We start from the raw sequence: 26,148 nt of genomic DNA, 5'->3' as shown, positions 1-26,148 counted from the left end.
GCGGTCCGGGCTACTGTTCCGACGCAGCGAGCGTCGAAGCGGCGCGCGGCGTTTCCGTTGCCGCTACCGGCTCGCGCATGTCAAGCCCCCGGCGATCACGAATGCAGAAGGCACCCACCACAAGCGTGAGTAACGCTACAGCAATGGTGTAGATGAGGCCACGGAAGATGTCGCCGCTGCTTACGACCATTGCAGTGGCGATGAATGGCGCGAATCCGCCGATCCAGCCGTTGCCGAACTGCAGAGCCACGGAGACGCCGCTGTAGCGCACCTGCGTCGGAAACTGCTCGACCAGGAACGCGCCCATCGGGCCGTACACCATGGTCGCGAGTAACACCAGCACGAACAGCATCAGCACGACCATGGGCGCATTCACGCGTGCCGGATCGGCCGTGAGCGGCATGCCGCGCTCGACCAGCACGCGGCGCAGTGCCACTTCATCGAAACCGGTCAGCGTCGTTTCGGCGACCACGAACTGCAGTTCGCCCGCCTGCGGCCGCAACGTGTACGGCACGCTTTGCGCAGCTAGGAACGAGCGGGCGCGCGTGCACGGCTTGGTCGCCTTCGGCTGGAACAGCTGGCCGATGAAGGACTGGTCCTCGCTGCAGTCGCCGCCTTGGATGACGACCTGGGTGCTGGCGCGGAACTCCTCCTGCGCCGGGTTGCCGTACTTGGCCATGCCCTGGAAAAGCGGCATGAACAGGATTGCGGAAAGCAGGCAGCCCGTCAGCATGATCCACTTGCGCCCGATCAGGTCAGACAGCCAGCCGAAGAGCACGAAGAACGGAGTGGCCAGCACCAGCGCGATCGTGAGGTAGGCGTAGGCGGACTGCGGCGGAAGCTTGAGCGTCGCGGTGAGGAATTGCAAGCTGTAGAAGTGCGCGGTGTACCAGATCACCGCCTGCCCGGCCACGGCGCCGAAGATCGTCACCAGCACGATGCGCAGGGTGCGCGGATCGCCGAAGGTGTCCTTGACCGGGTTTCGCGAGCCCTTGCCGTGCGCTTTCATTTCGAGGAACACGGGCGACTCTTCCAGCCGCATGCGAACGTAGAGCGAGTACGCGAGCAGCCCGATCGACAGCATGAACGGCACGCGCCATCCCCACAAGGCAAAGGACTCGGCTGACATCGATGAGCGCAGCACCATGATCACGCCCAGGGAGACGAGCAGTCCGATGGTGCCGGTGATCTGCAGCCAGCTGGTCATGAAGCCCCGGCGGCGTGGATCGGAATGCTCGGCGATGTAGGTGACCGCGCCGCCGAACTCGCCGCCGATCGCCAGCCCCTGCAGAAGACGCAGCAACACCAGAAGCGCGGGCGCGGCCCAGCCGATGGTCTCGAACGTGGGCAGGAAGCCAATCGCGGCGGTGGCGGTGCCCATGATCATCATCGTCACGAGGAAAGTCTTCTTGCGCCCGACCAGATCGCCCAGACGGCCGAAGACGATCGCACCGAACGGCCTCAGCACGAAGCCTGCGCCGAAGGTCGCAAGCGACGCGAGAATGGCCGCCGACTCGTTGCCCTTGGGAAAGAACAAGCCGCCAAAGAACACGGCAAGGCTGCCGTAGATGAAGAAGTCATACCACTCCAGCACCGTGCCCAGCGCCGCCGCGAAGACCACCCGGCGCGTTTCACGCGAACGCTCGGGCGTTGCGGGGGATGTTTCAACTGTTGTTGTCATGTCCATACTCCTTGATGTATGGCGGGCGCGCGTCAAGCGCCGCCCCGGTTGTCGATGCGAGCGATGAAGTCGCGCAAGATTGCATTGAAGCGCTCCGGCTGCTCGAGCATCGGGAAGTGCGCGGCGCTGGGCACCAGCTGCAGTATTGCGCCGGTAATGCCGGCGGCGAGCGCATGCGACTCGGCCGGCGGCGTGATGGCGTCCTCCTCGCCGCAGACGACGAGCGTCGGCAATGCCAGACGGGCGAGTTGCGCCCGGCTGTCTGCCTCGTTCAGCGAGACGATGGCTTCGCGAGCGACGAATTCCGGCGTCTGCGCGACCTGTTCGCGCGCAAAGGCCACCAGGTCGGCCGAGGCGGCCGAGGCGAACGAGCGGTCGATCACTGCCTGGCTTGCCGCGGTGACGCCAAGTGTGTCGATGGCACGCAACACATTTTTCACGTTCACGTCGGGGCCGAGTCCGTGCGGCGTGGCGCCCACCAGCACCAGCGCGCGCAGGCGGCTTGGGTGCGCGAGCGCGAAGCGTTGGGCGATCGTGCCGCCCATCGAAAGCCCCACGAGGATGGCGTCGTCGAGATGCAGCTTGTCGAACAGCAGCACGAGGTCGTTCACGAACGCATCGATCGTGTAGCGGCGCGAGCGCGGCGATGCCGAGCGGCCGTGGCCAGGCAGATCGGGCACCACCAATCGGTGGTCGCGCGAGAACGCGCCCATCTGCTGGCGCCAGAACTCGCCGGTCGTGGTGAAGCCGTGGCAAAAGACGAGCGCCGGGCCGTGGCCCGCCACGCGCACGTGCATGTCTCCGATTGAAATAGTGTCGTTCATGTGCATTTCCAGGTGAAAGGGTGGAAGCCGCCGCGCGGCGTCGAATGCGAGGCGGAGGGCACAGAGCAAATCCGAGGCCCGCTCGGCGGACGTCTTCGCGATTTCGACAAGTACTTGATTTGCTTGAAGAAATTCTCACCAAGGCTTCGATTGACGGCTTGGAGCACATGCCTTAGTCTCAGTATTGAGTCCTAACGTCGCAATAACGAGACGACAAATGCCCTTTCCCGAATGGTTCGGCTCCGGCCAGAACGAGGCAGAGTTCCTGCGCCGCGTGCTCGACCATGTGTCCGATTGCCTGGTGGCGGTCGACACCAATGGCCGTGTCGTGCTCATCAATGCGCCCTACTGCCGTCTGCTGGGCGGCCCCCAGGAAGACTTCATCGGCCGGCACATCACCGATGTCGTGTCGCCGAAGACGCGCCTGCACCATGTGGCGCGCGGCGACCTCTCCGTGACCATGATGCCGCTCGAAGTGCGGGGCCACCAGTTACTCGCGCGGCAGGTGCCCGTCTACCAGGACGAGCGAATCATCGGCGCGGTCGGTCTGGCGCTGTTCTCCAACATGGCGGCGCTGAAGAAGGCGGTGGCTGTCGTCGGCGACCAGGGGCGCGCCATCCACAGCCCGCCCACGCCATGGACCGCGCGCTACGGGCTCGACGACATCCTGGGCCGGGGCGCCCGGATGGAGGCGGTGCGTGCGGCCATCGAACAGGCCGCGCCGCTCTCGCTGCCCGTGCTCGTCCAGGGCGAAACCGGCAGCGGAAAGGAACTGGCAGCCAACGCGATCCACGCACTGTCGCCGCGCGCCCGGCGGCCGTTCGTGTGGGTCAACTGCGCGTCCATTCCCGAATCGTTGATCGATGCGGAGCTCTTCGGCTACGAAGGCGGCGCCTTCACCGGCGCCCGGACACGCGGCAAGCCGGGCAAGTTCGAGCTCGCGAGCGGCGGCACGCTGTTCCTCGACGAGATCGGCGACATGCCCCTCAGCCTGCAGGCCAGCCTCCTGAGGGCCGTGCAGAACCAGGAGATCGTGCGCGTGGGCGGCGTATCGCCGATTCCGATCGACACCCGCGTCGTCTGCGCCACCCACCGCGACCTTCAGGAGCGTGTGGACGCGGGCCAGTTCAGGGCCGACCTGTACTACCGGCTCAATGTGCTTGGCGTGCACATGCCGGCGCTGCGCGAGCGCGACGACCTGGAGTGGTTGGCCGAGCAGTTGCTCGAGCGCATCGCGCTGCGCGAAGGCCTGCCGGGGCGCCGGGTGCCCCCTTCTGTTCGCGCGCGATGGCTGGCCTTCGACTGGCCGGGGAACGTGCGACAACTGGAAGCTGCACTGCTGCGCTTTCTGCTCTCTGGCGAGGCCGGGCTGCCGGATGAGCCTGCCGCGAAGCCCCCGCACGCCATTGCCGGTCGCCACGGAACGCCGCGAGCGACCACCTTGCAGTCACATCTCGATCGCGAGCGCGATGCCTGCATCCGACAGACGCTCGCGGAGACTGGCGGCGACAAGGACGAGGCCGCGCGCAGGCTGGGCATCAGCCGTGCAACGCTATACCGGGAGCTTCGGCGCTCACCTGCTTTGTTTTGACGATCACACACCAGGCTTGAAGAGTTCAAGTCCGAGGCGATCAAACAGAACACCAAGCGCGGCCATAAGGGGATCAATTTCTCGGCGGCAAGGTCGCCGGGTTGCCGATGTCATATTCCGCTGAACCAGTTGTACCCCTGGTCTTCCCAATAGCCCCCGGGATTCGTGTTGGAAACGAAGATCGCGGCGACGTGCTTCGCGCTCTTGAACCCGAGCTTGGTCGGAACACTCAGCCGCAGGGGGAAGCCGTTGGCCGTCGGCAGCGCTTCGTTGCCAAAGTCGAGCGCAAGCAGCGTCTGCGGGTGCAGCGCGCTGGCCATGTCGAGGCTCGAGTGATAGCGGTCGGCACATCTGAAGCCGACGAAGCGCGCCGTCGTGTCCGCGCCAATGCGCTGCAGAAAAGTCTTGAGCGGCACGCCGCGCCAGTCGCCGATCGCGCTCCAACCCTCGATGCAGATATGGCGCGTGATCTGCTGCGCTTGCGGCAGCGTGCGCAGGCGCTCGGCGGTCCACGCCGTCTTGTCGGCGACCAGTCCCGAGACTTCAAGCCGCCAGCTCGACAAGTCGACCTGGGGCGCATCGAACTCTGGGTAGAACGCGTTGAAGGGGAACGGCTTCGTGACCTGGCTCGCCGCATAGGTCGGCGCGAGGCGGCTGCCGCTGAAGAGGCGGGCCTGCACGCGGTCGTTCCAGCGCGACAGCGCCCACAGGACTTTGTCGGCCTGGTCGTCGTCCTGCAGGTTGCAGCCCGACAGCATCGAGAGCGCGCCAATCGACAACGACGAACGCAGCAGCAGCCGTCGCTCCAGGCTCGCGAGCTGCGTCTTGTGATCCGAGAGCTTGATCATGATGCGATACGGTGAGAGGTCCGCGCACGTCCGATGACCATCGGCAGCAGCGTGCGCGGCACGAGGAGGACGAGCAGCAGATGGATCGCGATGAAGCCGACGATCCCGGCCATTGCCGCAAAGTGCACCTTGCGCGCGAAATCGAAGCCACCAAAAAGGCCGGCCAGCCATGCCAGCTGCACGGGCTTCCAGATCGCGAGCCCCGATGCGACGACGAGCACGCCAAACAGCAGCACGATGACATAGGCGAAGCGCTGCACCGCGTTGTAGTGGCCGACTTCGTGCGGGAGCCGCAATCTCAGCGCACGTCCGGCGTCGCGCAGCAACTCGCTGGCGCGAATCGGAAAGAACTCGCGACGAAAATGACCGCTGGCAATGCCGTAGAGCAAATACAGCAGGCCGTTCGCGACGAGCAGCCACATCGCCGCAAAGTGCCACGCAATGGCGCCACCAAGCCAACCGCCGAGCGTCATCCAGGCGGGGAACTGGAACGGCAGGATCGGCGACGCGTTGTAGATCGTCCAACCGCTCATCAGCATGCAGGTCATGGCGAACGCATTGACCCAGTGGGCGGCGCGCACCGCCAGCGGATGAATCATCGTGCTCTTCATCCTCACATCGGCGGCGTCACGCCGTCCTTGCCCGCGGAGATGAAGTTGGCGGACAGGCCTGAATCGGCTTCCTTCGTCGCGAACAAGACGACCTTGGTGCCCACCGTGAGCAACGAGCGGTCACCGGGTTCGAGGTTGACGATCGGCACATCATCCGGCACGACGATCTTCTTCTCGCCGCCCTTGTACTTGAGAGTCAGGGTACGGCCGTTGGTCGCGACCAGGTCGCCGACGGTGCCATTGGTCATGGTGCTTTTGGGCGCTAGATCCCAGGCACGGTGGCCATCCCCGGTGCCCGCCATCGCTGGCGGGAAAACATGCACTTCAAGCGCTTTCAGAGAACCGTCGGGCAGCGGCGTCGCCGCCGTTCCGATGTAGCTGCCGGGCTTGATGTCGCTCACTTTGGCGAGCGTGACCGCGCGAACCTGCGTGTTGCTGTTGATCTTGACCGTCAGGTCTTCACCGCGATTGGTGCGGACTTGGATCGCATCGCCGCTGACGGCGGTAATCGCGCCGCGCACACCCACCGGCGGCGGCGTCTGGGCGTGCACGGCGTAGCTGCCGCCTAGCAGGCCGGCGCTCATCAAGGTCGGGAGGGCGAAGGTCCGAAGGAGTTTTCCGAATCTGGTGTTCATGGATGAGCCGTAGAGAATGAAGACAGGTCACTCTAGGGATCGCCCGCGCTCACGGGCATGACATTCGGATGACAAAAAAGTCATGAACCGGCACCGCCCCGCAAGAGAGAATGGCAACCACACTCCCATGAGCATCCTTGTTATCGAAGACGACCCGAAGACGGGCGACTACCTGAAAAAGGGCTTGAAAGAAAGCGGCTATGCCGTGGACCTTGCGCGCACCGGAACGGATGGGCTGCACATGGCGCTTGAACACGCCTACGAGCTCGTTGTGCTTGACGTGATGCTGCCCGGCATCGACGGCTGGCAGATCATGCAAGCCTTGCGCGACAAGCGGGACCTGCCTGTGCTCTTTCTCACCGCGCGCGACCGCCTGGACGACCGCATCCGCGGCCTTGAACTCGGCGCCGACGACTATCTCGTCAAGCCCTTCTCGTTCATAGAACTGGTACTGCGCATCCGCACGCTGCTGCGCCGGGGCATCGTGCGCGAAGCCGAGTTCTACGAGTTCGCCGATCTGAAGGTTGACGTCCTGCGCCGCAAGATCACCCGCGAAGGCAAGGAGATTGCGCTGACGAACAAGGAGTTCCTTCTGCTGCAACTGCTGATCAAGCGGCAAGGCGAGGCGCTCTCGCGCACGCTGATCGCCTCCGAAGTGTGGGACATGAACTTCGACAGCGATACCAATGTCGTCGACGTCGCGATCAAGCGCCTTCGCGCGAAGATCGATCAGCCGTTCGAGAAAAAGTTGATCCACACGGCGCGCAGCATCGGCTATTCGTTCGGCGACGCGCCATGAGGTGGCTGCCGCGATCGCTGGCAGTGCGAGCCACCCTGCTGCTTGCCCTGATTGCGTGCGCGGTCACCGGCATGCTCGGCGCCTACTTTTTTTATTCCGCGCGGTCGGCGATCACCGAGCAGCTGGACACGCGGCTGATCGGTCGCGTCGAGCACTTCCGCGGGCTGGTGGGCAACGTGCAGACGATCGCCGACCTGCACGAGCGGCCGTCGCTGTTCACGGCCATGCTCGGCGCCGAGAGCGATGTGCTGCTGCTGCGCCGGCCTGGCGAGGCGCCCTTCATCGACGTCAACCCCCGTCGTTTTCCGGTGCCCGGCGCGCTCGCCGCAGTTGCGGCCGATCGCGACCTGGCGATCGGGAACGTACTCAACATCCCGACGGCGGATGGCGTGCCGATGCATTGGGTCGCGGCGCTCGCGCGTTCGGGCCGCAATGGCGACATGGTGGAGGTGGTGGCCGGCCACCCGCTGACCAACGAGGTGAGGATGATTCGCGCCAACCGGGATCGCGTAATCCTCAGCGCCCTTGTCGCGATGCTCGCTTCGACCATTCTTGCGTATCTGGTGCTGCGGCATGGCCTGAGGCCGCTGCACCGGGTTGCCGGCAAGGCGGCCTTGATCAACCCGATCAATCTCGCCGTGCGGCTGCCGGAGCATGACGCGCCGCTCGAAGTGCAGCACATGGTCGTCGCTTTCAACGCCATGCTTGACCGCATTGCCACCGGCTATGAGCGACTTTCGCAATTCTCTGCCGACCTCGCGCACGAGATCCGCACTCCCGTCGGCGCGCTGATCGGACAGACGCAGGTCGCGCTGCAACGGGCTCGCGGCGCCGATGAGTACCAGCAACTTCTTGAATCGAACCTCGAAGAGCTGAATCGGTTGCGCCAGATCGCGGAGAACATCCTGTTCCTTGCGCAAGCCGACCATGCTTCGCTGACGATCGAACGAGCTCCAATTGCGCTGCATGCCGAGCTCGAGAAGATCGCCGAATACTTCGAAGGCCCTGCCGATGAGAGCGGGCTTCGGTTCGAAGTGCAAGCCAGCGGCGAGGCCTTCGTCAATGCAGCGCTGTGCCGGCGCGCGATCAACAACCTCGTCGTGAATGCAGTGCGCCACGGCACACCGGGAACGATCGTGCGGCTGATCGGTGCGCAAGACGGCGACACGGCGACGGTCGCTGTCGAGAACGAAGGGGCGCCGGTCCCGCCCGAACAGCTCGGGCGCCTGTTCGACCGCTTCTACCGAGGCGACGCTGCACGCAGCTATACCGAATCCAACGGCCTCGGGCTCGCAATCGTCAAGGCGATCGTGGCATTGCACGGCGGCGAAGTGTGCGCCTCATGCCCTGTGCCCGGCTTGATTCGGTTCGAGTTGCGCTTTCCCGCGATGAGGGGGTGAGCGCCGCAGGTCCCCTGGCGTTGACTCCGTCGGTGCCCAGTAACGGCTGGCGATCACGCAGGCCAAAAAGGCAAGAGGAACGGTGATCAAGGCAGGCGGATCTATCGGGAACACAGGGCTCGCGTGTCCAAGCACCTTGACCCAGATCGCCGGGCCAAGCACCGTCAGCACCAGCGAAGAAACTAGCCCCACGCTTCCCCCTACCACCGCACCCGTTGCTGTGAGGCGCTTCCAGTAGATCGCAAGAATGAGCACCGGAAAGGTCGACGAGCAGGCGATCGAGAACGCCAAGCTGATCATGTAGGCGACGTTCTGCCCCTTGAACGCAATGCCGAGCGCAATCGCAAAAAGACCCAATCCGATCGTGGCCACACGAACGATCCGGATTTCATCCCGCGCGTCGGCCGTCTTGTGCCGAAACAGTGCGCCGTAGATGTCGTGGCTGATCGCCGAAGCGCCAGACAGGGTCAGGCCGGCAACAACCGCCAGGATGGTGGCGAATGCGACGGCAGAAACCAGCCCGAACATGATCTCGCCGCCAAGGATATGAGACAGGTGCAGTGCGGCCGTATTGCTGCCGCCGATCAACAAGCCTTTCGCGTCCATGTATTCCGGATGCGTGCGAAGCAAGGCAAGTGCGCCGAAGCCGATGACGAAGATCATGGCGTAGAAGCAGTTCATGAAGATGGTTGCCCAGAGAACCGACGTGCGCGCGGCCTTGGCATCGGGCACGGTAAAAAAGCGCATCAGCACATGGGGCAGGCCCGCGGTACCAAGCATCAGCGCAATACCGAGCGAAAGCCCTGACAGCGGATCCTTGGCAAAAGACGTCGGCGAGAGAATTGCGTCCTTTCCCGGGTGCACCTCGACCGCCTTGCGCAGCAAGGCGCCCATGCTGAAGCCAAACTGCTTCCACACCAGGAACGTGATTGCCCCTCCCACGCCAAGCATCAACACGGCCTTGATGATCTGGACCCACGTCGTGGCCATCATTCCACCAAAGACGACGTACAGAACCATCAACACACCGACCAGCACGATGGCGAGGTTGTAGTCGATGCCGAAGAGCAATTGAATCAGCTGCCCGGCGCCGACCATCTGGGCGATGAGGTAGAACGCGACAATGATCAGCGAGGCGCACGCGGAAAACACCCGTATGGCACTGCCACTGAGCCTTGAACAAACGACGTCGGTGAAGGTGAATTTCCCCAATTGGCGCAGCTTTCCCGCCATCAGGAACACGACAATCGGCAAGCCTGTCGTGTAGCCAATGGCGTAGATCAGGCCGTCAAACCCGCTCGAGAAGACCAGCGCAGTCAAGCCGAGAAATGCGCCAGCAGACAAAGCATCGCCGGTGATTGCCAGTCCGTTCTGGAAGCCCGAGATGCGTCCTCCCGCCGCGTAGAAGTCGCTGGCCGACGACGTTCGCCGCGCTGCCCACCATGTGATGGCGAGCGTGATCGAAATCACTGCGAGGAAAAGCAATACAGAGATTGCGGAGGGAGAGCCGATGCTTCCCCCCGCCGCCAACGCGTGGGTCGCCGAAGCCGAAGCTGCGAACGCAGCAATCAATTTCTTCATGTCAGCCATCCATCCGATTGGTTTGAACAACGTAGATGACGGTCAACACGATCCCGCACAGGATCACAAGAAGACCGAAAGCGAATGCGAAAGGGATGTCGAGCACAGGCACCGTGAATGCCATTCCTCTCGCGTTGAAGCAGCACATCAGCACAAACGTAAAGTAGACAAGAACCTGCACGGCGGTGAGCGCCAGGCCGAAGCCCAGCGATTCGCCGCCTCCATCGTTGAGGTCGCGACGCATGAAAATCTCCGTCAAGTTGATTCGATCCGGGCGCAACCATATCGATGCGCCCGAGGTGGAAGAAACGATTAATTTCGATGAGACCGATCCGTTGTCCAGATGCCTGATGACGGTGCATTGCTTGCACCAAGGCGGACGGCCACGTGTGCGCTGAACTAGAGCGCCCCCGTCAGGAACTGGGCCTCCCCGAGGCCGAAGGACCAGTCCGCATCCTTGTTCTCCACGAGACTGATCACGACGTCTTCCGCGCGCAGGCCGCAGTCCCTCTGCAGGTTGGCAACGAGGAGTCGGTAGAAGTCTCTTTTCTGCATGTCGGATCGAGGCCGGGTGACAACGGTCAGCAGCACCACGTTGTTCGAGCGCGGAAGATTCAACCCTGTGTCGTGGATCACGAGTTCATTCGGTCGGTGCTGCGTGACACATTGATAGCGGTCGGAGAGCGGCACCTCGAACGCTTCCACCATGGCCGCGTGGGCGCTGTCGAGGAGCGCCAGCAGCTGCTCGTCGTCTCGGCCTTGAATGAGGTCGAACTTCAAGAGTGGCATTTGCGAACCTCTCAGATGCAGCATTGCGCGTTGTTGATGATGTCGCGCGCTTGCCGGGCGGTCCGGTGCACGACATCGGCCGCCGACGGGATGTCGCCGATCAAGCCGATGGCCTGTCCCACGGTGACATTCGCGCAGTCGTAGTCGCCGGACTCATAGGCCGATTCGACGGCGCGCAGTTCGGATTCACGCAGGCCTCGAAGCGCCTCTTCGTTCCCGTGCCAGCGATGAATGAAGTCGTTGCGCATGAGGCGGCCGGTGTATTCCTTCGGCCAGGCTTTTCCGCGCACGATGTCATACACGGAGGTGCGAATCGTCTGCGATCCGCGCGCCTGCGTCACGCGAGCCTTGGCATTGGGGTGGATAAGGGCCTCCTGGGTTGCCCAGAAGCGGGTTCCCATCAAGACGCCGTCGGCACCCAGCATCAATGCAGCCGCCAGGCCGCGTCCGTCTGCAATGCCTCCGGCGGCGAGCAAAATTGTTTCCGGCCCTTTCGCTGCAAGGTAGTCGGCGACTTCAGGGATGAAGGTCATCGTGGTTTGCCGGTCGAAGCCGTGTCCCCCCGCCTCCGTCCCTTGCGCCACGACGACGGCCGCACCGACGTCGAGTGCGCGCTGCACGTGCTCGAGCGTCTGCACCTGGCAGATCAGTGGAATCTTCGCCGCATGCACCCTTGCGGCGAAGGGCTCGGGATCGGAGAACGAGAGCATCAGGCAGCGCGGCCGGCGCGCCAGCGCCCTGTCGAGCAGCGACACATCCCGCGCCATCGACCAGGTGATGAAACCGCAGCCAATGGAGGCATCGCCAGCCAGGGCGAATTCACGTTCCAGAAGTTCGTGACTTCCGTATCCACCGCCCAGGAGGCCGAGCGCGCCGGCATTCGACACCGCCGCGGCGAGCGCGCCGCCAGAGGCAGGGTCCATGGGCGCTAGAGCGATCGGATGTTGCAGGCCGAACTTTTCGGTGAAGCGATTGGTGAGCATGGGTTCCTCGACATGGGGTGGTGGAAGGCCTGGATGCTAGGAAGCCGATCGAATCCTGAGAAACGATTTGTTTTGATGCCGGCAATCTTTGGAACAGATTGCTTGCCGGCCGCATTTTGGCTAGGCGCCGGCCTCGCGGCGCCGCATGCACCTAGGGCTAACCATGGGCGCCATCCCGCCAAAACTGCCTACGATGCCCCTCGGTAGGACGCATTCGCACCAACTTGTTCATCGCGCCCGGCTTTTTGCAGGTACGCATCTTGCGGAAGCTGCCTGCTGATTGAAGTCGTCAGCTATTTCGATCTGATCTGGAGATGCATATGGAAGTTGGCGATCTCACAACCTTTGCCGCAGTGGCTCGCTGCGCGGGCATCACCAAGGCGGCAAAGGAACTTCATACGGTCCAGTCCAACGTCACCAGCCGCATCAAGGCGCTCGAGGACGAGGTCGGCGTGCCGCTGTTCGAACGCCACAGCCGCGGCGTCGCACTCACCAGCGCCGGTATGCGCCTGTTGCCCTATGCCTCTCGTGCGGTGGCACTGCTGCAGGAAGCGACGGCCAACGCGCGCGACGACGGTCAGGCCAGAGGGCCGCTGGTGATCGGCTCCATGGAGACGACCATCGCGGTGCGTCTGCCGGAAGTCCTGGGCCAGTTCAACGCCCGCCATCCGGCCGTCGAGCTGGTCGTGCGCACCGGGCCCACGGCCGAGCTGATCCAGAGCGTCATCGACAACGAGGTGGACGGCGCATTTGTTGCGGGACCGATCGATCACCCCCGGCTGAAGGCCGAGAAGATCTTCGATGAGGAACTGGTCCTGGTCACGTCGCGGCGCTGGCCCCACCTTGCGGCTCTGCGCAATGAGGCTGCGCCGCTGACCGCACTCATGTTCCGGGCCGGCTGCTCATACCGTCAGCGCCTGGAGCAGTTGCTCGTCCAGCTCGGCCGCCCGTCCTATCGGCGGCTCGAATTCGGGACGCTGGAAGGCATTCTGGGCTGCGTCGGCGCCGACGTCGGCGTCACCCTGCTGCCTCGGTATGTGGTCGCAAGGTCGTTCGCACACGAGCGGCTGGTCGTGCACGAGATCGATGCCTCGATCTCCCGGGCGCCAACGCTGCTCGTCACACGCCGAGACGCCTTCGAGTCAACCGCGATGCGGATGTTTCGAGAGTGCCTGGCGGGTCCCACACTGCGCCAGCGTGGCGATTTTCCGGTGAGCGACATGTTCGAGCCGGCGGCTGCTCAGTGAACGAGTTGGGCTCTACTTCGCCGTGGGCATCACGAACTCGGCACCCTTGCCGATGCTCTCGGGCCAGCGCTGCATGATCGACTTCTGCTTGGTGTAGAAGCGCACGCCTTCCTCGCCGTAGGCATGCATGTCGCCGAAGAGCGAACGCTTCCAGCCGCCGAAGCCGTGCCATGCCATCGGCACCGGGATCGGCACGTTGATGCCGACCATGCCCACCTGGATGCGGCGGCTGAACTCGCGCGCCACGTTGCCGTCGCGCGTGAAGCAGCTCACGCCGTTGCCGAACTCATGGTCGTTGACCAGGTCGACCGCGTCCTTGAAGTTGGCCACGCGCACGCAAGAGAGCACGGGGCCGAAGATCTCTTCCTTGTAGATGCGCATCTCGGGCGTGACGTGGTCGAACAGCGTGCCGCCCATCCAGAAGCCGTCGCCGCAGCCAGCGCCGGCCTTGCTGCCGTCGAACTGGCGGCCGTCGACCAGCAGCTTTGCGCCTTCCTTCTCGCCCTGGGCGATGTAGCCTGTGATGCGTTCGTGCGCCGCGCGCGTGACGATCGGGCCCATCTCGGCCGCAAGGTTCTCGCCGTCGAGCACCTGGAGCGTCTTCGTGCGTTCGACGAGCTTGGGAATGATCTTGTCGGCCACGTCGCCCACCAGCACCGCCACGCTGATGGCCATGCAGCGTTCGCCGGCCGAGCCGTAGCCGGCGCCGATCAGCGCATCCACCGTCTGGTCGATGTCGGCATCAGGCATGACCACCATATGGTTCTTCGCGCCGCCGAGCGCCTGCACGCGCTTGCCATTGCGCGCGCCGGTTTCATAGATGTAGTTGGCAATGGGCGTGGAGCCGACGAAGCTCACGGCCTTGACGTCGGGGTGCCCGAGCAGCGCGTCCACGGCCTCCTTGTCACCTTGCACCACATTAAAGACACCGTCCGGCAGACCCGCTTGCTTGAACAGATCGGCGAGCAGCAGCGAGGGCGTCGGGTCGGTGGGGCTGGGCTTGAGCACGAAGGTATTGCCTGCGGCGATGGCCACTGGAAACATCCAGCAGGGCACCATCACGGGGAAATTGAACGGAGTGATGCCGGCGACCACCCCCAGGGGCTGGCGCAGCGTCCAGTTGTCGATGCCGGTGCTCACCTGGTCGGTGAAATCGCCCTTGAGCAACTGCGGAATGCCGCAGGCGAACTCGACGATGTCGATGCCGCGCGAGACCTCGCCCTGCGCGTCGGTGAAGACTTTGCCGTGCTCGAAGGTAATCGCATGCGCCAGCTCATCCTTGTTCTTGTTGAGCAGCTCCAGGAACTTGAACATCACGCGGGCTCGGCGGATCGGTGGCGTGTCGGCCCACTTGGGGAACGCGGCTTGGGCAGCCGCCACTGCCGCGTCAACGTCGGCATGGTTGCCCAGGGCCACCTGGCCGGTTACCCACCCGGTGGCGGGGTTGGTCACTTCCTGGGTACGGGTCGACGTACCTGCGACAGCAGCGCCTCCGATGAAGTGGTTGACGGTGGAAATACTCATGAATGTCTCCATGGAAAACTGAAGAGGTCTCCGTTACTTCGCAGCGTCACGCATCAACGCGTTTCGGCCAGGGCGTCATGAAGGGCCTCGACGAGGCGATCGATCTCCGCTTTCTCCGAGATAAACGGCGGCGCGAGCTGGATTGAATCCGCGCCCTGGCGCACATAGAAGCCTTTGCTCCAGCACGCCTTGGCAATGTCGTAGGGCCGCCGGCCAGGCGCGTCGGGAGTGCCAGCAATGCCGATGCCGGCGGCCAATCCAAAGTTGCGGATATCGATGACGTGCTTCGCCTGTGCAAGTGAATGCACGGCATCTTCGAAGTAGGTCGCCAAGGCCGCCGCACGCGCAACGATCTCGTCGTTCACGATCACGTCGAGCGTCGCGATTCCTGCGGCGCAAGCCACCGGATGGGCCGAATAGGTATAGCCGTGGGGAAACTCGACCGCGAAGTCAGGGGATGCCACTCCCATGAAAGTAGCGTAGACGCTACCTGAAGCAACAACAGCGGCCAATGGCTGAGCGCCATTCGTCACCTGCTTGGCGATGGTCATCATGTCCGGCACAACCCCGAATGCTTCCGCGCCCGTCATCACGCCAAGACGGCCGAATCCGGTGATGACCTCATCGAAGATCAACAGGATGTCGTGCGCCGTGCAGATCTCCCGCAGCCGGTTCAGATAGCCCTGGGGCGGCAGGATCACGCCGGCTGAGCCGGAGATCGGCTCGACGATCACTGCGGCAATGTTCGAGGCATCATGCAATGCGATCAGGTCGAGAAGTTCGTCGGCAAGCTCGGCGCCGTCCTGCGGCAGGCCGCGAACAAAGGCGTTGCTTGCAAGCTGCGTGTGGGCAAGATGGTCTGCGTCGACACCGGGGCCAAAGAGCTTGCGGTTGCCGCCGAGGCCACCGACAGACAGCCCCCCGAAATTGACCCCGTGATAGCCCTTTTGCCGACCGATGAAGCGAGTCTTGGTTCCTTGCCCCCGCAGGCGCCAGTAGGCACGTGCCAGCTTCAGCGCGGTATCCACAGCCTCCGATCCGGAGCTGGTGAAGAACACGTGGTCCAGCCCCTGTGGCATGAGCGCCTTGATCTTGTTCGCGAGTTCGAACTGCGCAGGATGACCGTGCTGGAAAGCAGGCGAGTAATCCAGCTTCGCAATCTGCTTGGCGACGGCTTCGGAGATCTCATCTCGGCCGTGCCCCAACCCCGAACACCACAGACCCGAAAGCCCATCGAAGATCTTCCGTCCATCTATATCCGTGAAGTACGCTCCCTTGGCTTCAACGATGACCCGGGGCGATTCCTTGAACTGGCGGTTTCCGGTGAATGGCATCCAGCAGGCATCGATCCATTGCGGATCCAGGCTGAGGGGCGATTGTTGACGTTGCCCTAGAAAAGTTTGCATGGCTGCTTCCAGTTGAAGAAGTGAATTCCGTTGATCAGCTGGCACCGACGCTGAGGTATCGATCCTTGACCGCATCGTCGGCCAGGAACTGCGCGTTGCTGCCCTGATAGACGATCGTTCCTTGCTCGATCACATAGTGCCGATCAGCGAGCTGGGTGCAGACTTCGAGGTTCTGCTCCACCAGCAGGACCGCGACGCCAGCACGCCGTATCTCCTTGAGCTGGGCAACGATCTCTTCGACAATGACCGGGGCCAACCCTTCGACCGGTTCATCCAGCATCAGAAGCTTGGGGTTGTTGAGCAGCGCCCGTCCAATCGAGAGCATCTGCTGCTCCCCGCCAGAGAGCTGCCCTCCCCCGTTCTTCCGCCGCTCCTGCAGACGCGGAAAGATCCTGTAGATGTCGGTCAGCGACCATGGAGAGCCTCGGCGCTGCCCGAGCAGGAGGTTTTCTTCGACCGACAGCAGCTTGAAGATTCCTCGATCCTCGGGCACCAGGCAAACACCGCGCGAAGCGATCTGGTGAGAAGGCAAGCCTTGCAGCTCGACGCCTCCAAACACGATCTTGCCGCCCGTGGCGCGAACAGCGCCGGCGATCGTCTTGAGCGTGGTCGACTTGCCGGCCCCATTGCGGCCGAGCAGGGTTACCAGCTCGCCGTTACCGATCTGAAGGTCAACGCCTTGCAGGATGTGACTTTTGCCATAGTGGCTATGTAGCCGATCCAAGCGAAGAATCATTTGCGGCCTCCGGTGATCATGCTTCCCAGGTACGCGGTTCGCACGCGTTCGTCATCGCGCACCGACTGGGGCGTTCCCTCGACCAGCACCCGCCCCTGCTGCATCACCGTCACCGTGTGCGATATGTCCATGACGATGCCCATGTTGTGTTCGATCAGAACGACGGTGTAGTCGCGGCCCAGATCGGCAATCAGCGTCTTCATGTCGTCCAGGTCGTCGATTCCCATGCCGGAGGTCGGTTCGTCCAGAAAGATGGCTTTGGGCTCGGCCGCCAGCGCCATGCCGACCTCCAATCGACGCTGCTGACCATGCGACAGGGAACCAGCCGCTGTACGCTCCTGATTGCGCAGTCCAAGGCGCTCGATCACTCGGTCCACCATCTCTGCGCAAGACCAGTGGCCCTGCGGCGAACGCCAGAGATTGAACGCCCTTCTAGCGTTCACGCCCTGCGCCGCAAGGCGCAAGTTCTCGCGCACTGTCAGCGTGGGGAACAGGCTCGTGACCTGGAACGACCTGGCCATCCCCTTGCGCACTCGGACATGGGCGGGTTCACGGGTGACGTCCTGGCCATCGAAGGCAATGCTGCCGCCGGTCGCACCCAGCGTGCCGGTGAGCATGTGGAACAGCGTCGTCTTGCCGGCGCCGTTGGGGCCGATGACGGAGTGCACCGTGTTGCGCCTCACGCGCAGGTCCACGCCGCCAAGGGCCACGAACTTGCCGTAGTGCTTGGTAACCTGCCGTGCTTCCAGAAGGAATTCCGCGCTCATACCTGCTTCTCCTCGACGCGGATTTCACCGGTCCGCTTGAACCGCGCCGTCAAGGCGAGAAAGCCGTCTTCGATGAGGCCCCATAAGCCGCGCTGCATACCCAGGCTGATGACCACGAGCAGCACGCCCAGCAGCATCAGCCAGCGCGGCCAAAGCGTCGACAGCCAATCGGCCGCGAGCACATAGAACAGGGCCCCGATCAGCGACGCAGCAAGATTGCCGGCGCCACCGATCACCGTCATCACGAGGATCATTTCGCTCACATGAAATTCGGCGTTCGCGAGTGGTGCGACGCCGACCATCATCGCGTTGAGTGCGCCGGCCAGCGCAGTCACGGCACCTGAGAGCACGAAAGCGAGCAGTTTGAAACGCGGTACGTTGTAGCCAATGGCGCTGGCGCGGACCTCGTTGTCGCGGATTGCCAGCAGCGTGCGCCCAAAGATCGATGTCGTCACCCGGTGCAAAGCGACGAAGACCAACAGGAAGATGGCCGCCACCATCGCATAGAACTGCCACGCCGTGGTGTTGTCCCAGAGAACCACGCCGAACGCCGACAACGGCGGTCTCGGGATGTTAAGCAGCCCGTTGTCGCCTCCCGTCAGGGACGGAACGCTATAGGCCAGGAAGTAGAACATCTGCGCGAAGGCGAGCGTCAGCATGACGAAGTAGGTCCCCTTCTGTCGAATCGACACGATCCCGACCAGCCCCGCAGCGAGGCCACCAAGAACGATCGAGGCCACCAGCGCAAGGGGCATGGGCAGCCCGGTGCGAGTCAGCATGAGGCCGATCGTGTAACTTCCGAGTCCGAAGAAAATGCCCTGCCCGAAGGACAGCAGACCGGTATAGCCCAGCAGCAGATTGCAACCCAGAACGGCCAACGCATAGATGAGGACTTCGCTGGCCAAAGAGCCTGAACTCAACAACAGCGGCAGAGCCACCACGATGCCAAGAGCAACTGCGAAATCGATGTTTCGACGCATGGTTCAGCCTCCCTTTCCAAGTAGGCCATTGGGGCGCAGCAGCAGAACCGCAGCCATGGCAACGTAGATCATCAGACGGGCACCCTCTGGCCAAAGGGTGCTCATCACGCTCTGCACTACGCCGATGAGAATGCCGCCGACGAGTGCTCCCGTGAAACTTCCGAGGCCACCGACCACCACGACGACGAACGCGACGGCGAGCGCTTCGATCCCCATGAACGGTTCGACCCCTCGGATGGGTGCCGCAAGGACACCCGCGATCGCTGCCGTCGCCGCGCCGAGGGCGAAAACCAAACTGAAGAGACGAAAGACGTTGATGCCGAGCAGAGAGACCATTTCGGGCGACTCGCTCCCGGCGCGCACTGCACTGCCCAGGCGAGTGCCTTCGAGCACCCACCAAAGCAATACTGCCAAACCGGCTGTCACAGCGATCACGAACAGGCGGTACTTGGGATAGATGAAGTCGCCCCACATGACCACGCCCTCCAGGCTCGTCGGAACCGCAACGCTGTCACCCAGCGGTCCCCATTGCACGATGACCAGTTCCTGGATGATCAGTGCGACGCCCACCGTGATGAGGATGTGGAACTCGTGCGGCTTGGCGTAGATATGCCGCAGCAGGGTCTTCTCGGCAACCCACCCAACGGCCGCGACGAACAGCGGGACCACGAGCAAGGCGGCCCAGAAGCTCATCCCTTGCCTGACGGCCTCGAAGCAAAAATATGCCCCCAGCAGATAGAAAACGCCGTGGGCAAAATTGACGAATCGGAGCAAGCCGAAGACGATGGACAGTCCAACGGCCAGCAGGAAGTACAACATTCCTATTCCGATGCCGTTGACAGTCTGCAGAAGGTAAACACTCATTTACGGCGACTCCGGTAGTTCGCGGCCGGCTTTTCAGCTCAGCTTGCAGCCGGCTTGCTCGACGCTCAAGAACGACTGTCCGGAACTGACGACATCCACATAGTCGTCCGCGTCCTTCATCTGCTTCTTGGCCTTGCCGCGCACAAGGTAGTAGTCTTTGATGACCTGGTGGTCTTCCTTGCGGATTTGCTCCTGGCCCGTGAGGCCTTCGAACTTCATGCCTTCCAGCGCCGAGATCACCGCCTTCGGCTCGGTCGAACCAGCCTTGGCGATCGCGTCGATGACGCACTTGGTGCAGATGAACGCAGCTGCCAAGGTGTAGTTCGGCGTAACCTTCAGCTCTCTGGTGACCTGGGTGATCAGCTCGCGGTTGGTCGGAGAATCGACGCTGTGCCAGTACTGCGCCCCGAAGTAGATGCCCTCGGTGGACTCTGCGCCGAGCGACTGGAACTGCTCCAGCCCGGACGTCCATGGCACGAGGATCGTCATCTTCTTGTGCAGCCCGAAGCTGATGGCCTGGCGCAGCGCATCGGTCGACTGCGTGCCGAAGTTGAGCAGCACCAGGACGTCCGGCTTGGCCGCCATGGCATTGGTCAGATAGCCGCTGAACTCTTTCTCCGCCAGCGAGTGGTAGCTATTGCCGACCAGCTCCACGCCCTTTTCCTTCAGCACATCCTTGGTGGCCGCCAGCATTCCTTCGCCAAAGACGTATTGGGCGGTGATGGTGTACCAGCGCTTCGCCTTGGGCTGTGCATCGATGAGTGGCCGCACCGTCTGTGCGACGGCACCATAGGCAGGCACCGGCCAACGGAACGTCGCGGGATTGCATTCCTTGCCCGTGATCTCGTCTGCGCCGGAATAGCAGAAAAAGACGCCCCCGAGTCGGTGGACTTCTTTGCCCATCGCCAGAGCTTCAGGGGACAGGATCCCGCCGACAAAGAACTTGGTGTTCTTTTGCTGCGCAGCCTCCTGCACCTTGCGCACCGCCGTGGCCGGCTTTGCCTCCGTGTCAAACACGCTGTACGCGAGGCGACGACCGATCACGGTCCCATACCGCTGGATTGCCATGCGAACACCGAGCTCCCCATACTTGCCGTTGACGGCAAACGGGCCCGACATGGGGAAAGGCGCCCCGAACTCGATCCCTTCGGCCGTCTGCGCCGAAGCTACGCGGGAAAGCGACATCGGGGCAATGCCGGCCGCGGCCAGCGCTAGTAGGTCACGTCTATTCATATTTTCTCTTTGAAGTTTCAGTTGGGGAAAGTGACGACGGCCGCGGCGAATCAGGATCGCCGCGAAGGAACCTATGGCGAATCGAGAAGTTGCACGACGGCGCCCGCTACCGAAAGCAATCGGCTGTCTTCGCCTCGTGCCCCGACCAGCTGAATGCCGACCGGACGACCGTCCGCGGTCAGCCCGCAAGGGATCACGATGGCGGGTTGTTGGCTCAGGTTGATGGGAAAGCTGAAGCCGGCCCAATCGGTCCATCTGGTCATGCCGCTGCCCGGCGGCACCTCGTGACCTGCCTCGAAGGGGGCCACTGCCGTGGCGGGCGAGACGAGGACGTCGTGCTCGTGCAGCAACCGATCCATTGCACTACCGAACTCGGCCCGCCGCATCTGTGCAGAAACCAGGCCCGCGGTCATCTTTCCGCCGTCGCGTGCGGCCTCCAGCAAGCCGGGGTCAATGCGGCTTCGGTCTTGCACGGGTATCGAGTCGATGCGGGCCGCTGCAGCGCAGAGCCAGTGGTGCTTGAAAATGTCCAGGACATCGTTGCGAGGCAGTTGCACGGGCTCTACGCGGGCACCGGCGCGTTCAATTCGGTGAACGGCTCGCTCGGCGATTTGCAGGACCTCTGGTTCGACTTTCCCCGTCGCGGGCTCCGACCAGTAGCCAACTCGCGTGCCGGCGAGCACGGTCTGGCCGCAGTCAGACGATGTGGGGCCATGCGCGCATTGGGTCCAGTCGCGCACGTCCCTGCCCGCCATCACCCTGAACATGGCCTCTGCGTCAGCAACGGATCTGGCAATGGGCCCAACGTGGGACAGGGTTCCGAACGCACTCACCGGAAAGGTGGGAACGCGCGCGTAGGTCGGCTTGAATCCCACCGTTGCGGTAAAGGAGGCAGGAACGCGCGCCGATCCTCCGCCGTCCGTGGCGAGATGAAGGACACCGGCGCCGGTGGCGGCCGCCACGGCCGCACCACCAGACGAGCCTCCGGCCGTCACGCTGGGCATCCATGGATTGCGCGTGATCCCGCTCGACGGGCTGTCCGTGACCGCCTTCCACCCGAACTCGGGCGTGGTGGTCAGGCCCAGGAGAACAGCCCCTGCGCAGCGCAGTCGCTCGACCGCCGGTGCGTCCTCACGTTGCGGTTGCGGCTGCGTCGTCAAGCTGCCGAAGCGAACCACCCAGCCCTTGACCCAGACGATGTCCTTGATCGTTGCCGGAATGCCATCGATCGGCGACAGCGGGGTGCCCGTCCACCAGCGCTGTTCGGACGCACGGGCCTGCTCCATTGCGCCGTCGTGATCGATGTACGTGAATGCGTTGAAGGGCCTGTTGATCGCTTCGGCCCTGGCGAGGGATGCACGCGCGACTTCCACGGGCGAGACTTCGCCTGAGTGATACAGCGCAGTCAGTTCCGCCACGCCGATGCGGCAAAGTGGATCGGCATCCAAGAGCGGGGAGCGGAATTGCTTCATGAAATTCTCCAACTGGCATGCATTCGGATGCGCTGAAAAGATCTAGAGCGGACGCGGCTTCCCCTGGCGATGTCCAATCGCCATGGTGAATGCCAGCGCAACACGGTGCTATGCGTGCGCGCAGTCGGGGGGCTTGGGGGGAGGACCTTCCGAAGCAGACGACCCGTGGCTCGAAGTCCGTGCAAGCACGCCTTTGAAGTCTTTGATGGGGCCTGCAATGTCTCGAACCGAACCGATTGCGCTCACGCCGCGCAGAACTCCCTCGGCATCGGAGGAGAGGAAAAGTCGCGAACGTCCAATCGTCTCGACCTTGGTTTCGGAGCCCAGGGAGGGAACTCCTGCGACCTGGAGTGCGAAGTCGTACTGATTGCTCCAGAACCAAGGCACCGCATCGAACTCGAGTTGCTGGCCGAGCATGTTTCGGGCCGCGGTGTCTGCTTGGTCCTCGGCATTGCGCCAGTTTTCTATTCTTACGGCGCGCCCGTAGAGTCGGCTGTCGTAGCAACACACGTCACCGCACGAAAAAATTCGCTCGTCGTCGGTTCGCAGATACTGATTTGTCCGTATGCCGTTGTCGGTTGCCAAACCCGCCGTTTCAGCCAGATCGACATTCGGTCGAACACCAAGGCCATAGACCACGATGTCACATGCCACGGTCTCGCCGGTCGAAAGGCGAACGGCTCGCACCTTGCCCGTCCCCTCCAGCGCCACGATCTCGACACCGAATCGGACATCCACGCTTCGCCGTTGATGCTCAGCCACCACTGCATCCGAGACGATCGCCGGCACACTCCTGCCCATTGCTTGCGGTGCGCGCTCCAGCACCGTGACCGTACAACCGCGCTCCAGAGCAGCGGCAGCAACCTCCAGGCCAATCACGCCGGCGCCGATGACCACCAGGCGGCAGCCATGTTGCAGCGAGTCCGCAATCGCTTTTGCATGATGGGGCGTACGCAGCGGCAATACCCCACTCAGATCCGAACCTGGCACCGTGAGCGGATTGATGCTCGCCCCGGTCGCCAGCAGAAGACGGTGGTAGGCAATCTCCCGCCCGCTTGCCAGGATCGCGCACCCGGCATTGCGATCGATGCGCACGACACTTTGGGCAAGCTGCAGATCGATCTCATTCTCCGCGTACCAGGAGTCGGCGTAGAAGGCGCATTGATCGCCTGTTTTCTTGCCTAGAAGCACTGCCTTGGACAGCGGGGGGCGATCATAAGGAAGGCAACTCTCCTCACCAATCAGGCTGATACCCCCCGTCCAACCATGCTTGCGAAGAGCAGCAGCGGTTCGGGATCCGCTATGACCTGCGCCAACGATCACGATGGGCTCTTGGCGAGTGGTCATGGCTTTCTCTTCGCGCCCGTCTTTACTGTGCTGCCTTGGCTTCTGCGCACGCCAGCATGGCGTCGCCAATTACCCGCTCGCCCTTCGCATTCAGGGCTTCCCCGGCGCTTTGGATATCGCGCACATCCTTGTTCTGGCTCAGCTTGGCCTTGCCCACGAAGCGCGTGACCTCGATCTCAATGCCGACGATCGCCTTGAGCATCGTGTCGATGTAGTCCTTCGGACCATCGGTCATCTTCCATGGCGTTGGCTGCGACGCCTCGTGAGTGCGGGTGAGCCGGGCCACCATGCCGCGGACATATCGCTCATCGTCCCGAATCGTGGCTCGCCCGTAGGCATGGACCACGATGTAGTTCCAACTGGGCACTTGCTTGTGGAATTCTTGCTTGCTGGGATACCACTGGGGCGAGATGTAGGAGTCACCAGCCCGAAACACAACCATCACTTCGTCGCCGCTGACGATGTCCTGCCACACCGGGTTGTTGCGCGCGACGTGCGAGTGCAGCACCGCCTTGGATCCCTCCTTGGCGTCCAGCTCGAACGGAATATGGTTGGCATCCAAGCCGCCTTTTCCGTGCGTAAACAAGATACCCAGTGGATTCTTGGCGATCAGGTCGTGCAGAACTTCAGGGCGCGATTCATCGAAGTGGGCAGGAACGTACATATCTCTATCTCTGTAGTTGATTGCTAAGGGAGAAAGCTTCGACCAGGCTCGATTCAGATCTCGATCATTTCGAAATCGGCTTTGCCGGCACCGCACTCGGGGCACACCCAATCGTTCGGCACATCCTCCCAGCGCGTTCCGGATGCGATGCCTTCCCCGGGCAGGCCTTGCTCTTCGTGGTACTCGAATCCGCAGAGCACACAAAGCCAACTCTTGAAAGCCACGGCTTGGTTTTTCTCGGTTACGCAATCACTCATGGGGTGCCTCGCTCTCGTGTCATGCCGGCTTCGAAACAAGCCGTCGTCAAAAAGTAGTATGGTGTATTCAGGTTCAGTGAGATGAACCAGTATTCACTTATCTCAGGAGACCAGAATCCATGCCACGGACAGCCAAGACGCCGGAAGTTCCAGCGATCGGGCAACTCGATCGTGAGGCCGGCGGTCTCGGACGGCAGCTCGCCCACAAGCTGCGTCAGGCGGTGAAGAGAGGCGACCTCCAACCCGGCGAAATCCTCCCGTCGACGCGGGCGCTCGCCAAGTCACTGGGCGTCGCGCGCGGTACCGTGCTCGAGGCTTTCGAACAGCTGATTGCCGAAGGATTCCTCGACGCCGAACAAGGTGGCAGCACGCGCGTCGCCGCGTCTTTGACTGACATGCGATTGGTTGCTGCCGACGAGCGCAAAGGCAAGGCGAGCGCCAAGCCCCTTCCGTTGCCATTACCTTCCGCTGCGTTCGCCGAGATCGCTCGGCAGTTCATGCCTTTGCCACCGGTGCCTTTTGCTGTTTCAGTGCCTGCCGGCGCTGCCGCTCCCGGCGAGGTCTGGCGCCGTCTGGGCAACCAGATCCGTGCGCGCGGCAAGGGGATGCCAAGCGGCTATGGAGACCCTCAAGGCGCCTTGCCTCTGCGCCAGGCAATCGCAGAATATGTGCGACGGTCTCGCTCCGTGCGTTGTGACCCTGCTCAGGTCATCGTGACCACCGGCACTCAACAAGGGCTGTATCTGGCTTGCCTGGTGCTGCTGGGCAACGAAGACTATGCATGGGTCGAGAACCCCGCGTATTGGGGCATCACGGCCATATTGGAAACCTTGGGGCCCAAAGGCCGCATGGTGCGCGTGCCGGTCGATTCGGAAGGTTTGATCGTCGACGAGGGCTTGCGCTTGAGACCGGATGCGCGCGCCGCGTTCGTGACCCCGTCGCATCAATATCCGTTGGGCATGCCTTTGAGCATGGCGCGCCGAAACGCCCTGCTGACCTGGGCACGCGCAAATGCAGCCTGGGTCGTGGAAGACGACTACGACAGCGAGTTGCGATACGCAGGACATCCGTTTCCGGCGTTGCAAGGCCTGGATCCTGACCATGTGATCTATCTGGGGACATTCAGCAAGATCCTCTTCCCATCGCTGCGGCTCGGATATGCCATCGTGCCTCCGCGGCTCGTCGACGCGTTCTGTGGTGCTCGCATGCTGCTGGACCGCCATCCGCCGAGCGCCGATCAGCATGTCTTGGCGGCTTTCATCGCCGAGGGGCATCTGGATCGGCACATCCGACGGATCCGAGGTGTCTATGGAGAATGCCGCAGCCAGCTTTCGCAGCTTTTCCAGGAGATGCTTCCCAGCGACTTGGCATGGCTGCAACCCAGCGATCAGGGCATGCACTCGGTGCTCTGGCTGGCGCCTGGCATTGACGACCAGGCCGTCTCCGTTCAGGCTGCCAGAGCCGGCGTGGCTGTGCGCCCAATGTCTCGCATGTACGCGGAAGGCAGCGGGCGTTCCGGCTTGATCTTGGGCCTGGGAGCGTTCACTGCCGACGAGTTTGCGGACGCCGCGCGGCGACTGGCAGCCATCATCACTGCTGCCGCTCCAACAGGGCGCCGCAGGGTCCGTGGAATGATCCGATAAAGGGGCCATCACCGATCGCCAGAATGGCAGGCTGCACCTCGGGGCGACTGAGTGCGGCTACTCGCCGAGGTAGGCGGCCCGCACGCGCGGGTCGCGCAGCAGTTCCTTGGCGTCGCCGTCCATCGTGATGAGCCCGGACTCCATCACGTAGCCACGGTCGGCCAGCTGCAGCGCGCGGTTGGCGTTCTGCTCCACCAGCAGAATGGTCACGCCCTGCGCCGCCACGGTCTGCACCACCTCGAAGATCTTGTCGCACATGATGGGCG

Annotated in this window: 26 protein-coding genes and 1 pseudogene; 6 read left to right on the top strand and 21 right to left on the bottom strand. The window is 63.0% G+C overall.

Annotation, left to right across the window (positions count from 1 at the left end):
• Positions 1-10 precede the first annotated feature (10 nt).
• The gene (locus BLR24_RS29890) at positions 11-1,681 is read right to left on the bottom strand and encodes an MFS transporter (protein WP_217636356.1); all 1,671 of its coding nucleotides are present in this window, start codon (positions 1,679-1,681) and stop codon (positions 11-13) included.
• A gap of 32 nt (positions 1,682-1,713) precedes the next feature.
• A complete protein-coding gene (locus tag BLR24_RS29885) occupies positions 1,714-2,505 on the bottom strand; it encodes an alpha/beta fold hydrolase (RefSeq protein ID WP_217636355.1) in 792 nt (263 codons plus the stop codon).
• A 217-nt stretch (positions 2,506-2,722) separates the two neighbouring features.
• Here BLR24_RS29885 and BLR24_RS29880 point away from each other — a divergent pair, with 217 nt between their 5' ends.
• On the top strand, positions 2,723-4,096 hold the full coding sequence (locus BLR24_RS29880) for a sigma-54 interaction domain-containing protein (protein ID WP_093024258.1): 1,374 nt from the start codon (positions 2,723-2,725) through the stop codon (positions 4,094-4,096).
• Positions 4,097-4,206: 110 nt separating this feature from the next.
• On the opposite strand, the gene BLR24_RS29875 is transcribed toward BLR24_RS29880, so the two are convergent.
• Genes BLR24_RS29875 through BLR24_RS29865 form a run of 3 tightly spaced genes read right to left on the bottom strand, consistent with a single transcriptional unit; the run spans position 4,207 to position 6,139 of the window.
• Positions 4,207-4,944, bottom strand: coding sequence for a molybdopterin-dependent oxidoreductase (locus BLR24_RS29875; protein WP_093024256.1), 738 nt, complete (start codon positions 4,942-4,944; stop codon positions 4,207-4,209).
• Positions 4,941-5,543: a cytochrome b/b6 domain-containing protein gene (locus BLR24_RS29870; RefSeq protein WP_254787662.1), complete on the bottom strand. Its 603-nt coding sequence runs from the start codon at positions 5,541-5,543 to the stop codon at positions 4,941-4,943. Before BLR24_RS29870 ends, BLR24_RS29875 begins: the two co-directional genes overlap by 4 nt.
• 14 nt (positions 5,544-5,557) lie before the next feature.
• Positions 5,558-6,139, bottom strand: a complete 582-nt coding sequence (locus BLR24_RS29865; RefSeq protein WP_254787661.1) for a DUF5666 domain-containing protein — start codon at positions 6,137-6,139, stop codon at positions 5,558-5,560.
• Positions 6,140-6,317: 178 nt separating this feature from the next.
• On the opposite strand from BLR24_RS29865, the gene BLR24_RS29860 reads away from it, so the two are divergent.
• Both BLR24_RS29860 and BLR24_RS29855 read left to right on the top strand, forming a co-directional pair.
• Positions 6,318-6,989 (top strand): heavy metal response regulator transcription factor, encoded by a 672-nt coding sequence (locus BLR24_RS29860; RefSeq protein WP_093024280.1) that lies wholly within the window; start codon positions 6,318-6,320, stop codon positions 6,987-6,989.
• A complete protein-coding gene (locus BLR24_RS29855; protein ID WP_093024250.1) occupies positions 6,986-8,389 on the top strand; it encodes a heavy metal sensor histidine kinase in 1,404 nt (467 codons plus the stop codon). Before BLR24_RS29860 ends, BLR24_RS29855 begins: the two co-directional genes overlap by 4 nt.
• Here BLR24_RS29855 and BLR24_RS29850 read toward each other — a convergent pair.
• On the bottom strand, positions 8,330-9,970 hold the full coding sequence (locus BLR24_RS29850) for a sodium:solute symporter family transporter (protein WP_093024248.1): 1,641 nt from the start codon (positions 9,968-9,970) through the stop codon (positions 8,330-8,332). The two genes, BLR24_RS29855 and BLR24_RS29850, sit on opposite strands and share 60 nt — an antisense overlap.
• Position 9,971: 1 nt before the next feature.
• On the bottom strand, positions 9,972-10,214 hold the full coding sequence (locus BLR24_RS29845; RefSeq protein WP_139188818.1) for a DUF485 domain-containing protein: 243 nt from the start codon (positions 10,212-10,214) through the stop codon (positions 9,972-9,974).
• Between BLR24_RS29845 and BLR24_RS30840 the strand changes: the two genes are divergently transcribed.
• Entirely contained in the window at positions 10,213-10,368 is a 156-nt protein-coding gene (locus tag BLR24_RS30840; protein WP_175543386.1) for a hypothetical protein, read from the top strand. The two genes, BLR24_RS29845 and BLR24_RS30840, sit on opposite strands and share 2 nt — an antisense overlap.
• 1 nt (position 10,369) lies before the next feature.
• Here BLR24_RS30840 and BLR24_RS29840 read toward each other — a convergent pair whose 3' ends face one another.
• Positions 10,370-10,759 (bottom strand): tautomerase family protein, encoded by a 390-nt coding sequence (locus BLR24_RS29840; protein WP_093024244.1) that lies wholly within the window; start codon positions 10,757-10,759, stop codon positions 10,370-10,372.
• Positions 10,760-10,770: 11 nt separating this feature from the next.
• Complete coding sequence (locus BLR24_RS29835) at positions 10,771-11,742, bottom strand: NAD(P)H-dependent flavin oxidoreductase (protein WP_093024242.1); 972 nt, start codon at positions 11,740-11,742, stop codon at positions 10,771-10,773.
• A gap of 320 nt (positions 11,743-12,062) precedes the next feature.
• Between BLR24_RS29835 and BLR24_RS29830 the strand changes: the two genes are divergently transcribed.
• Positions 12,063-12,989: a LysR family transcriptional regulator gene (locus tag BLR24_RS29830; protein ID WP_093024240.1), complete on the top strand. Its 927-nt coding sequence runs from the start codon at positions 12,063-12,065 to the stop codon at positions 12,987-12,989.
• A 12-nt stretch (positions 12,990-13,001) separates the two neighbouring features.
• Here BLR24_RS29830 and BLR24_RS29825 read toward each other — a convergent pair whose 3' ends face one another.
• The 11 genes from BLR24_RS29825 to BLR24_RS29775 all read right to left on the bottom strand — a co-directional run bounded on the left by BLR24_RS29825 (position 13,002) and on the right by BLR24_RS29775 (position 24,239).
• The gene (locus tag BLR24_RS29825) at positions 13,002-14,513 is read right to left on the bottom strand and encodes a CoA-acylating methylmalonate-semialdehyde dehydrogenase (protein WP_093024278.1); all 1,512 of its coding nucleotides are present in this window, start codon (positions 14,511-14,513) and stop codon (positions 13,002-13,004) included.
• Positions 14,514-14,566: 53 nt separating this feature from the next.
• Positions 14,567-15,919 (bottom strand): omega-aminotransferase AptA, encoded by a 1,353-nt coding sequence (locus tag BLR24_RS29820; protein ID WP_093024238.1) that lies wholly within the window; start codon positions 15,917-15,919, stop codon positions 14,567-14,569.
• 34 nt (positions 15,920-15,953) lie between these two features.
• Positions 15,954-16,655, bottom strand: coding sequence for an ABC transporter ATP-binding protein (locus BLR24_RS29815; protein WP_093024236.1), 702 nt, complete (start codon positions 16,653-16,655; stop codon positions 15,954-15,956).
• Positions 16,652-17,422, bottom strand: a complete 771-nt coding sequence (locus tag BLR24_RS29810; RefSeq protein WP_093024234.1) for an ABC transporter ATP-binding protein — start codon at positions 17,420-17,422, stop codon at positions 16,652-16,654. The genes BLR24_RS29815 and BLR24_RS29810 overlap by 4 nt, the downstream gene beginning before the upstream one ends.
• On the bottom strand, positions 17,419-18,402 hold the full coding sequence (locus BLR24_RS29805; protein WP_093024232.1) for a branched-chain amino acid ABC transporter permease: 984 nt from the start codon (positions 18,400-18,402) through the stop codon (positions 17,419-17,421). Before BLR24_RS29805 ends, BLR24_RS29810 begins: the two co-directional genes overlap by 4 nt.
• A 3-nt stretch (positions 18,403-18,405) precedes the next feature.
• Entirely contained in the window at positions 18,406-19,266 is an 861-nt protein-coding gene (locus BLR24_RS29800; RefSeq protein WP_093024230.1) for a branched-chain amino acid ABC transporter permease, read from the bottom strand.
• A gap of 33 nt (positions 19,267-19,299) precedes the next feature.
• Positions 19,300-20,499, bottom strand: coding sequence for an ABC transporter substrate-binding protein (locus BLR24_RS29795; protein ID WP_093024228.1), 1,200 nt, complete (start codon positions 20,497-20,499; stop codon positions 19,300-19,302).
• Between the two features lie 71 nt (positions 20,500-20,570).
• Positions 20,571-21,971 (bottom strand): amidase, encoded by a 1,401-nt coding sequence (locus BLR24_RS29790; RefSeq protein WP_093024276.1) that lies wholly within the window; start codon positions 21,969-21,971, stop codon positions 20,571-20,573.
• Between the two features lie 108 nt (positions 21,972-22,079).
• On the bottom strand, positions 22,080-23,318 hold the full coding sequence (locus tag BLR24_RS29785) for an NAD(P)/FAD-dependent oxidoreductase (protein ID WP_093024226.1): 1,239 nt from the start codon (positions 23,316-23,318) through the stop codon (positions 22,080-22,082).
• 22 nt (positions 23,319-23,340) lie between these two features.
• Entirely contained in the window at positions 23,341-23,982 is a 642-nt protein-coding gene (locus BLR24_RS29780; RefSeq protein ID WP_093024224.1) for an FMN-binding negative transcriptional regulator, read from the bottom strand.
• A 53-nt stretch (positions 23,983-24,035) separates the two neighbouring features.
• The gene (locus BLR24_RS29775) at positions 24,036-24,239 is read right to left on the bottom strand and encodes a rubredoxin (RefSeq protein ID WP_093024222.1); all 204 of its coding nucleotides are present in this window, start codon (positions 24,237-24,239) and stop codon (positions 24,036-24,038) included.
• Between the two features lie 119 nt (positions 24,240-24,358).
• On the opposite strand from BLR24_RS29775, the gene BLR24_RS29770 reads away from it, so the two are divergent.
• On the top strand, positions 24,359-25,882 hold the full coding sequence (locus BLR24_RS29770) for a MocR-like pyridoxine biosynthesis transcription factor PdxR (protein ID WP_093024220.1): 1,524 nt from the start codon (positions 24,359-24,361) through the stop codon (positions 25,880-25,882).
• A 57-nt stretch (positions 25,883-25,939) separates the two neighbouring features.
• Here the strand turns inward: BLR24_RS29770 and BLR24_RS29765 are convergent.
• Positions 25,940-26,148 (bottom strand): annotated as a pseudogene (locus tag BLR24_RS29765) (ABC transporter ATP-binding protein); the annotation flags it as partial.

The sequence above is a fragment of the Variovorax sp. OV700 genome (genome assembly GCF_900099805.1).
Classification (GTDB): Bacteria; Pseudomonadota; Gammaproteobacteria; order Burkholderiales; family Burkholderiaceae_C; genus Variovorax.
Note: the sequence above shows the minus strand (reverse complement) of the source record. Positions and strands in the feature narration are given on the sequence as shown.

Coding starts and splice junctions, on each gene's coding strand:
- BLR24_RS29890 (WP_217636356.1), bottom strand. CDS start 1,681: ATGACAACAACAGTTGAAACATCCCCCGCAACGCCCGAGCGTTCGCGT.
- BLR24_RS29885 (WP_217636355.1), bottom strand. CDS start 2,505: ATGAACGACACTATTTCAATCGGAGACATGCACGTGCGCGTGGCGGGC.
- BLR24_RS29880 (WP_093024258.1), top strand. CDS start 2,723: ATGCCCTTTCCCGAATGGTTCGGCTCCGGCCAGAACGAGGCAGAGTTC.
- BLR24_RS29875 (WP_093024256.1), bottom strand. CDS start 4,944: ATGATCAAGCTCTCGGATCACAAGACGCAGCTCGCGAGCCTGGAGCGA.
- BLR24_RS29870 (WP_254787662.1), bottom strand. CDS start 5,543: ATGATTCATCCGCTGGCGGTGCGCGCCGCCCACTGGGTCAATGCGTTC.
- BLR24_RS29865 (WP_254787661.1), bottom strand. CDS start 6,139: ATGAGCGCCGGCCTGCTAGGCGGCAGCTACGCCGTGCACGCCCAGACG.
- BLR24_RS29860 (WP_093024280.1), top strand. CDS start 6,318: ATGAGCATCCTTGTTATCGAAGACGACCCGAAGACGGGCGACTACCTG.
- BLR24_RS29855 (WP_093024250.1), top strand. CDS start 6,986: ATGAGGTGGCTGCCGCGATCGCTGGCAGTGCGAGCCACCCTGCTGCTT.
- BLR24_RS29850 (WP_093024248.1), bottom strand. CDS start 9,970: ATGAAGAAATTGATTGCTGCGTTCGCAGCTTCGGCTTCGGCGACCCAC.
- BLR24_RS30840 (WP_175543386.1), top strand. CDS start 10,213: ATGAAAATCTCCGTCAAGTTGATTCGATCCGGGCGCAACCATATCGAT.
- BLR24_RS29845 (WP_139188818.1), bottom strand. CDS start 10,214: ATGCGTCGCGACCTCAACGATGGAGGCGGCGAATCGCTGGGCTTCGGC.
- BLR24_RS29840 (WP_093024244.1), bottom strand. CDS start 10,759: ATGCCACTCTTGAAGTTCGACCTCATTCAAGGCCGAGACGACGAGCAG.
- BLR24_RS29835 (WP_093024242.1), bottom strand. CDS start 11,742: ATGCTCACCAATCGCTTCACCGAAAAGTTCGGCCTGCAACATCCGATC.
- BLR24_RS29830 (WP_093024240.1), top strand. CDS start 12,063: ATGGAAGTTGGCGATCTCACAACCTTTGCCGCAGTGGCTCGCTGCGCG.
- BLR24_RS29825 (WP_093024278.1), bottom strand. CDS start 14,513: ATGAGTATTTCCACCGTCAACCACTTCATCGGAGGCGCTGCTGTCGCA.
- BLR24_RS29820 (WP_093024238.1), bottom strand. CDS start 15,919: ATGCAAACTTTTCTAGGGCAACGTCAACAATCGCCCCTCAGCCTGGAT.
- BLR24_RS29815 (WP_093024236.1), bottom strand. CDS start 16,655: ATGATTCTTCGCTTGGATCGGCTACATAGCCACTATGGCAAAAGTCAC.
- BLR24_RS29810 (WP_093024234.1), bottom strand. CDS start 17,422: ATGAGCGCGGAATTCCTTCTGGAAGCACGGCAGGTTACCAAGCACTAC.
- BLR24_RS29805 (WP_093024232.1), bottom strand. CDS start 18,402: ATGCGTCGAAACATCGATTTCGCAGTTGCTCTTGGCATCGTGGTGGCT.
- BLR24_RS29800 (WP_093024230.1), bottom strand. CDS start 19,266: ATGAGTGTTTACCTTCTGCAGACTGTCAACGGCATCGGAATAGGAATG.
- BLR24_RS29795 (WP_093024228.1), bottom strand. CDS start 20,499: ATGAATAGACGTGACCTACTAGCGCTGGCCGCGGCCGGCATTGCCCCG.
- BLR24_RS29790 (WP_093024276.1), bottom strand. CDS start 21,971: ATGAAGCAATTCCGCTCCCCGCTCTTGGATGCCGATCCACTTTGCCGC.
- BLR24_RS29785 (WP_093024226.1), bottom strand. CDS start 23,318: ATGACCACTCGCCAAGAGCCCATCGTGATCGTTGGCGCAGGTCATAGC.
- BLR24_RS29780 (WP_093024224.1), bottom strand. CDS start 23,982: ATGTACGTTCCTGCCCACTTCGATGAATCGCGCCCTGAAGTTCTGCAC.
- BLR24_RS29775 (WP_093024222.1), bottom strand. CDS start 24,239: ATGAGTGATTGCGTAACCGAGAAAAACCAAGCCGTGGCTTTCAAGAGT.
- BLR24_RS29770 (WP_093024220.1), top strand. CDS start 24,359: ATGCCACGGACAGCCAAGACGCCGGAAGTTCCAGCGATCGGGCAACTC.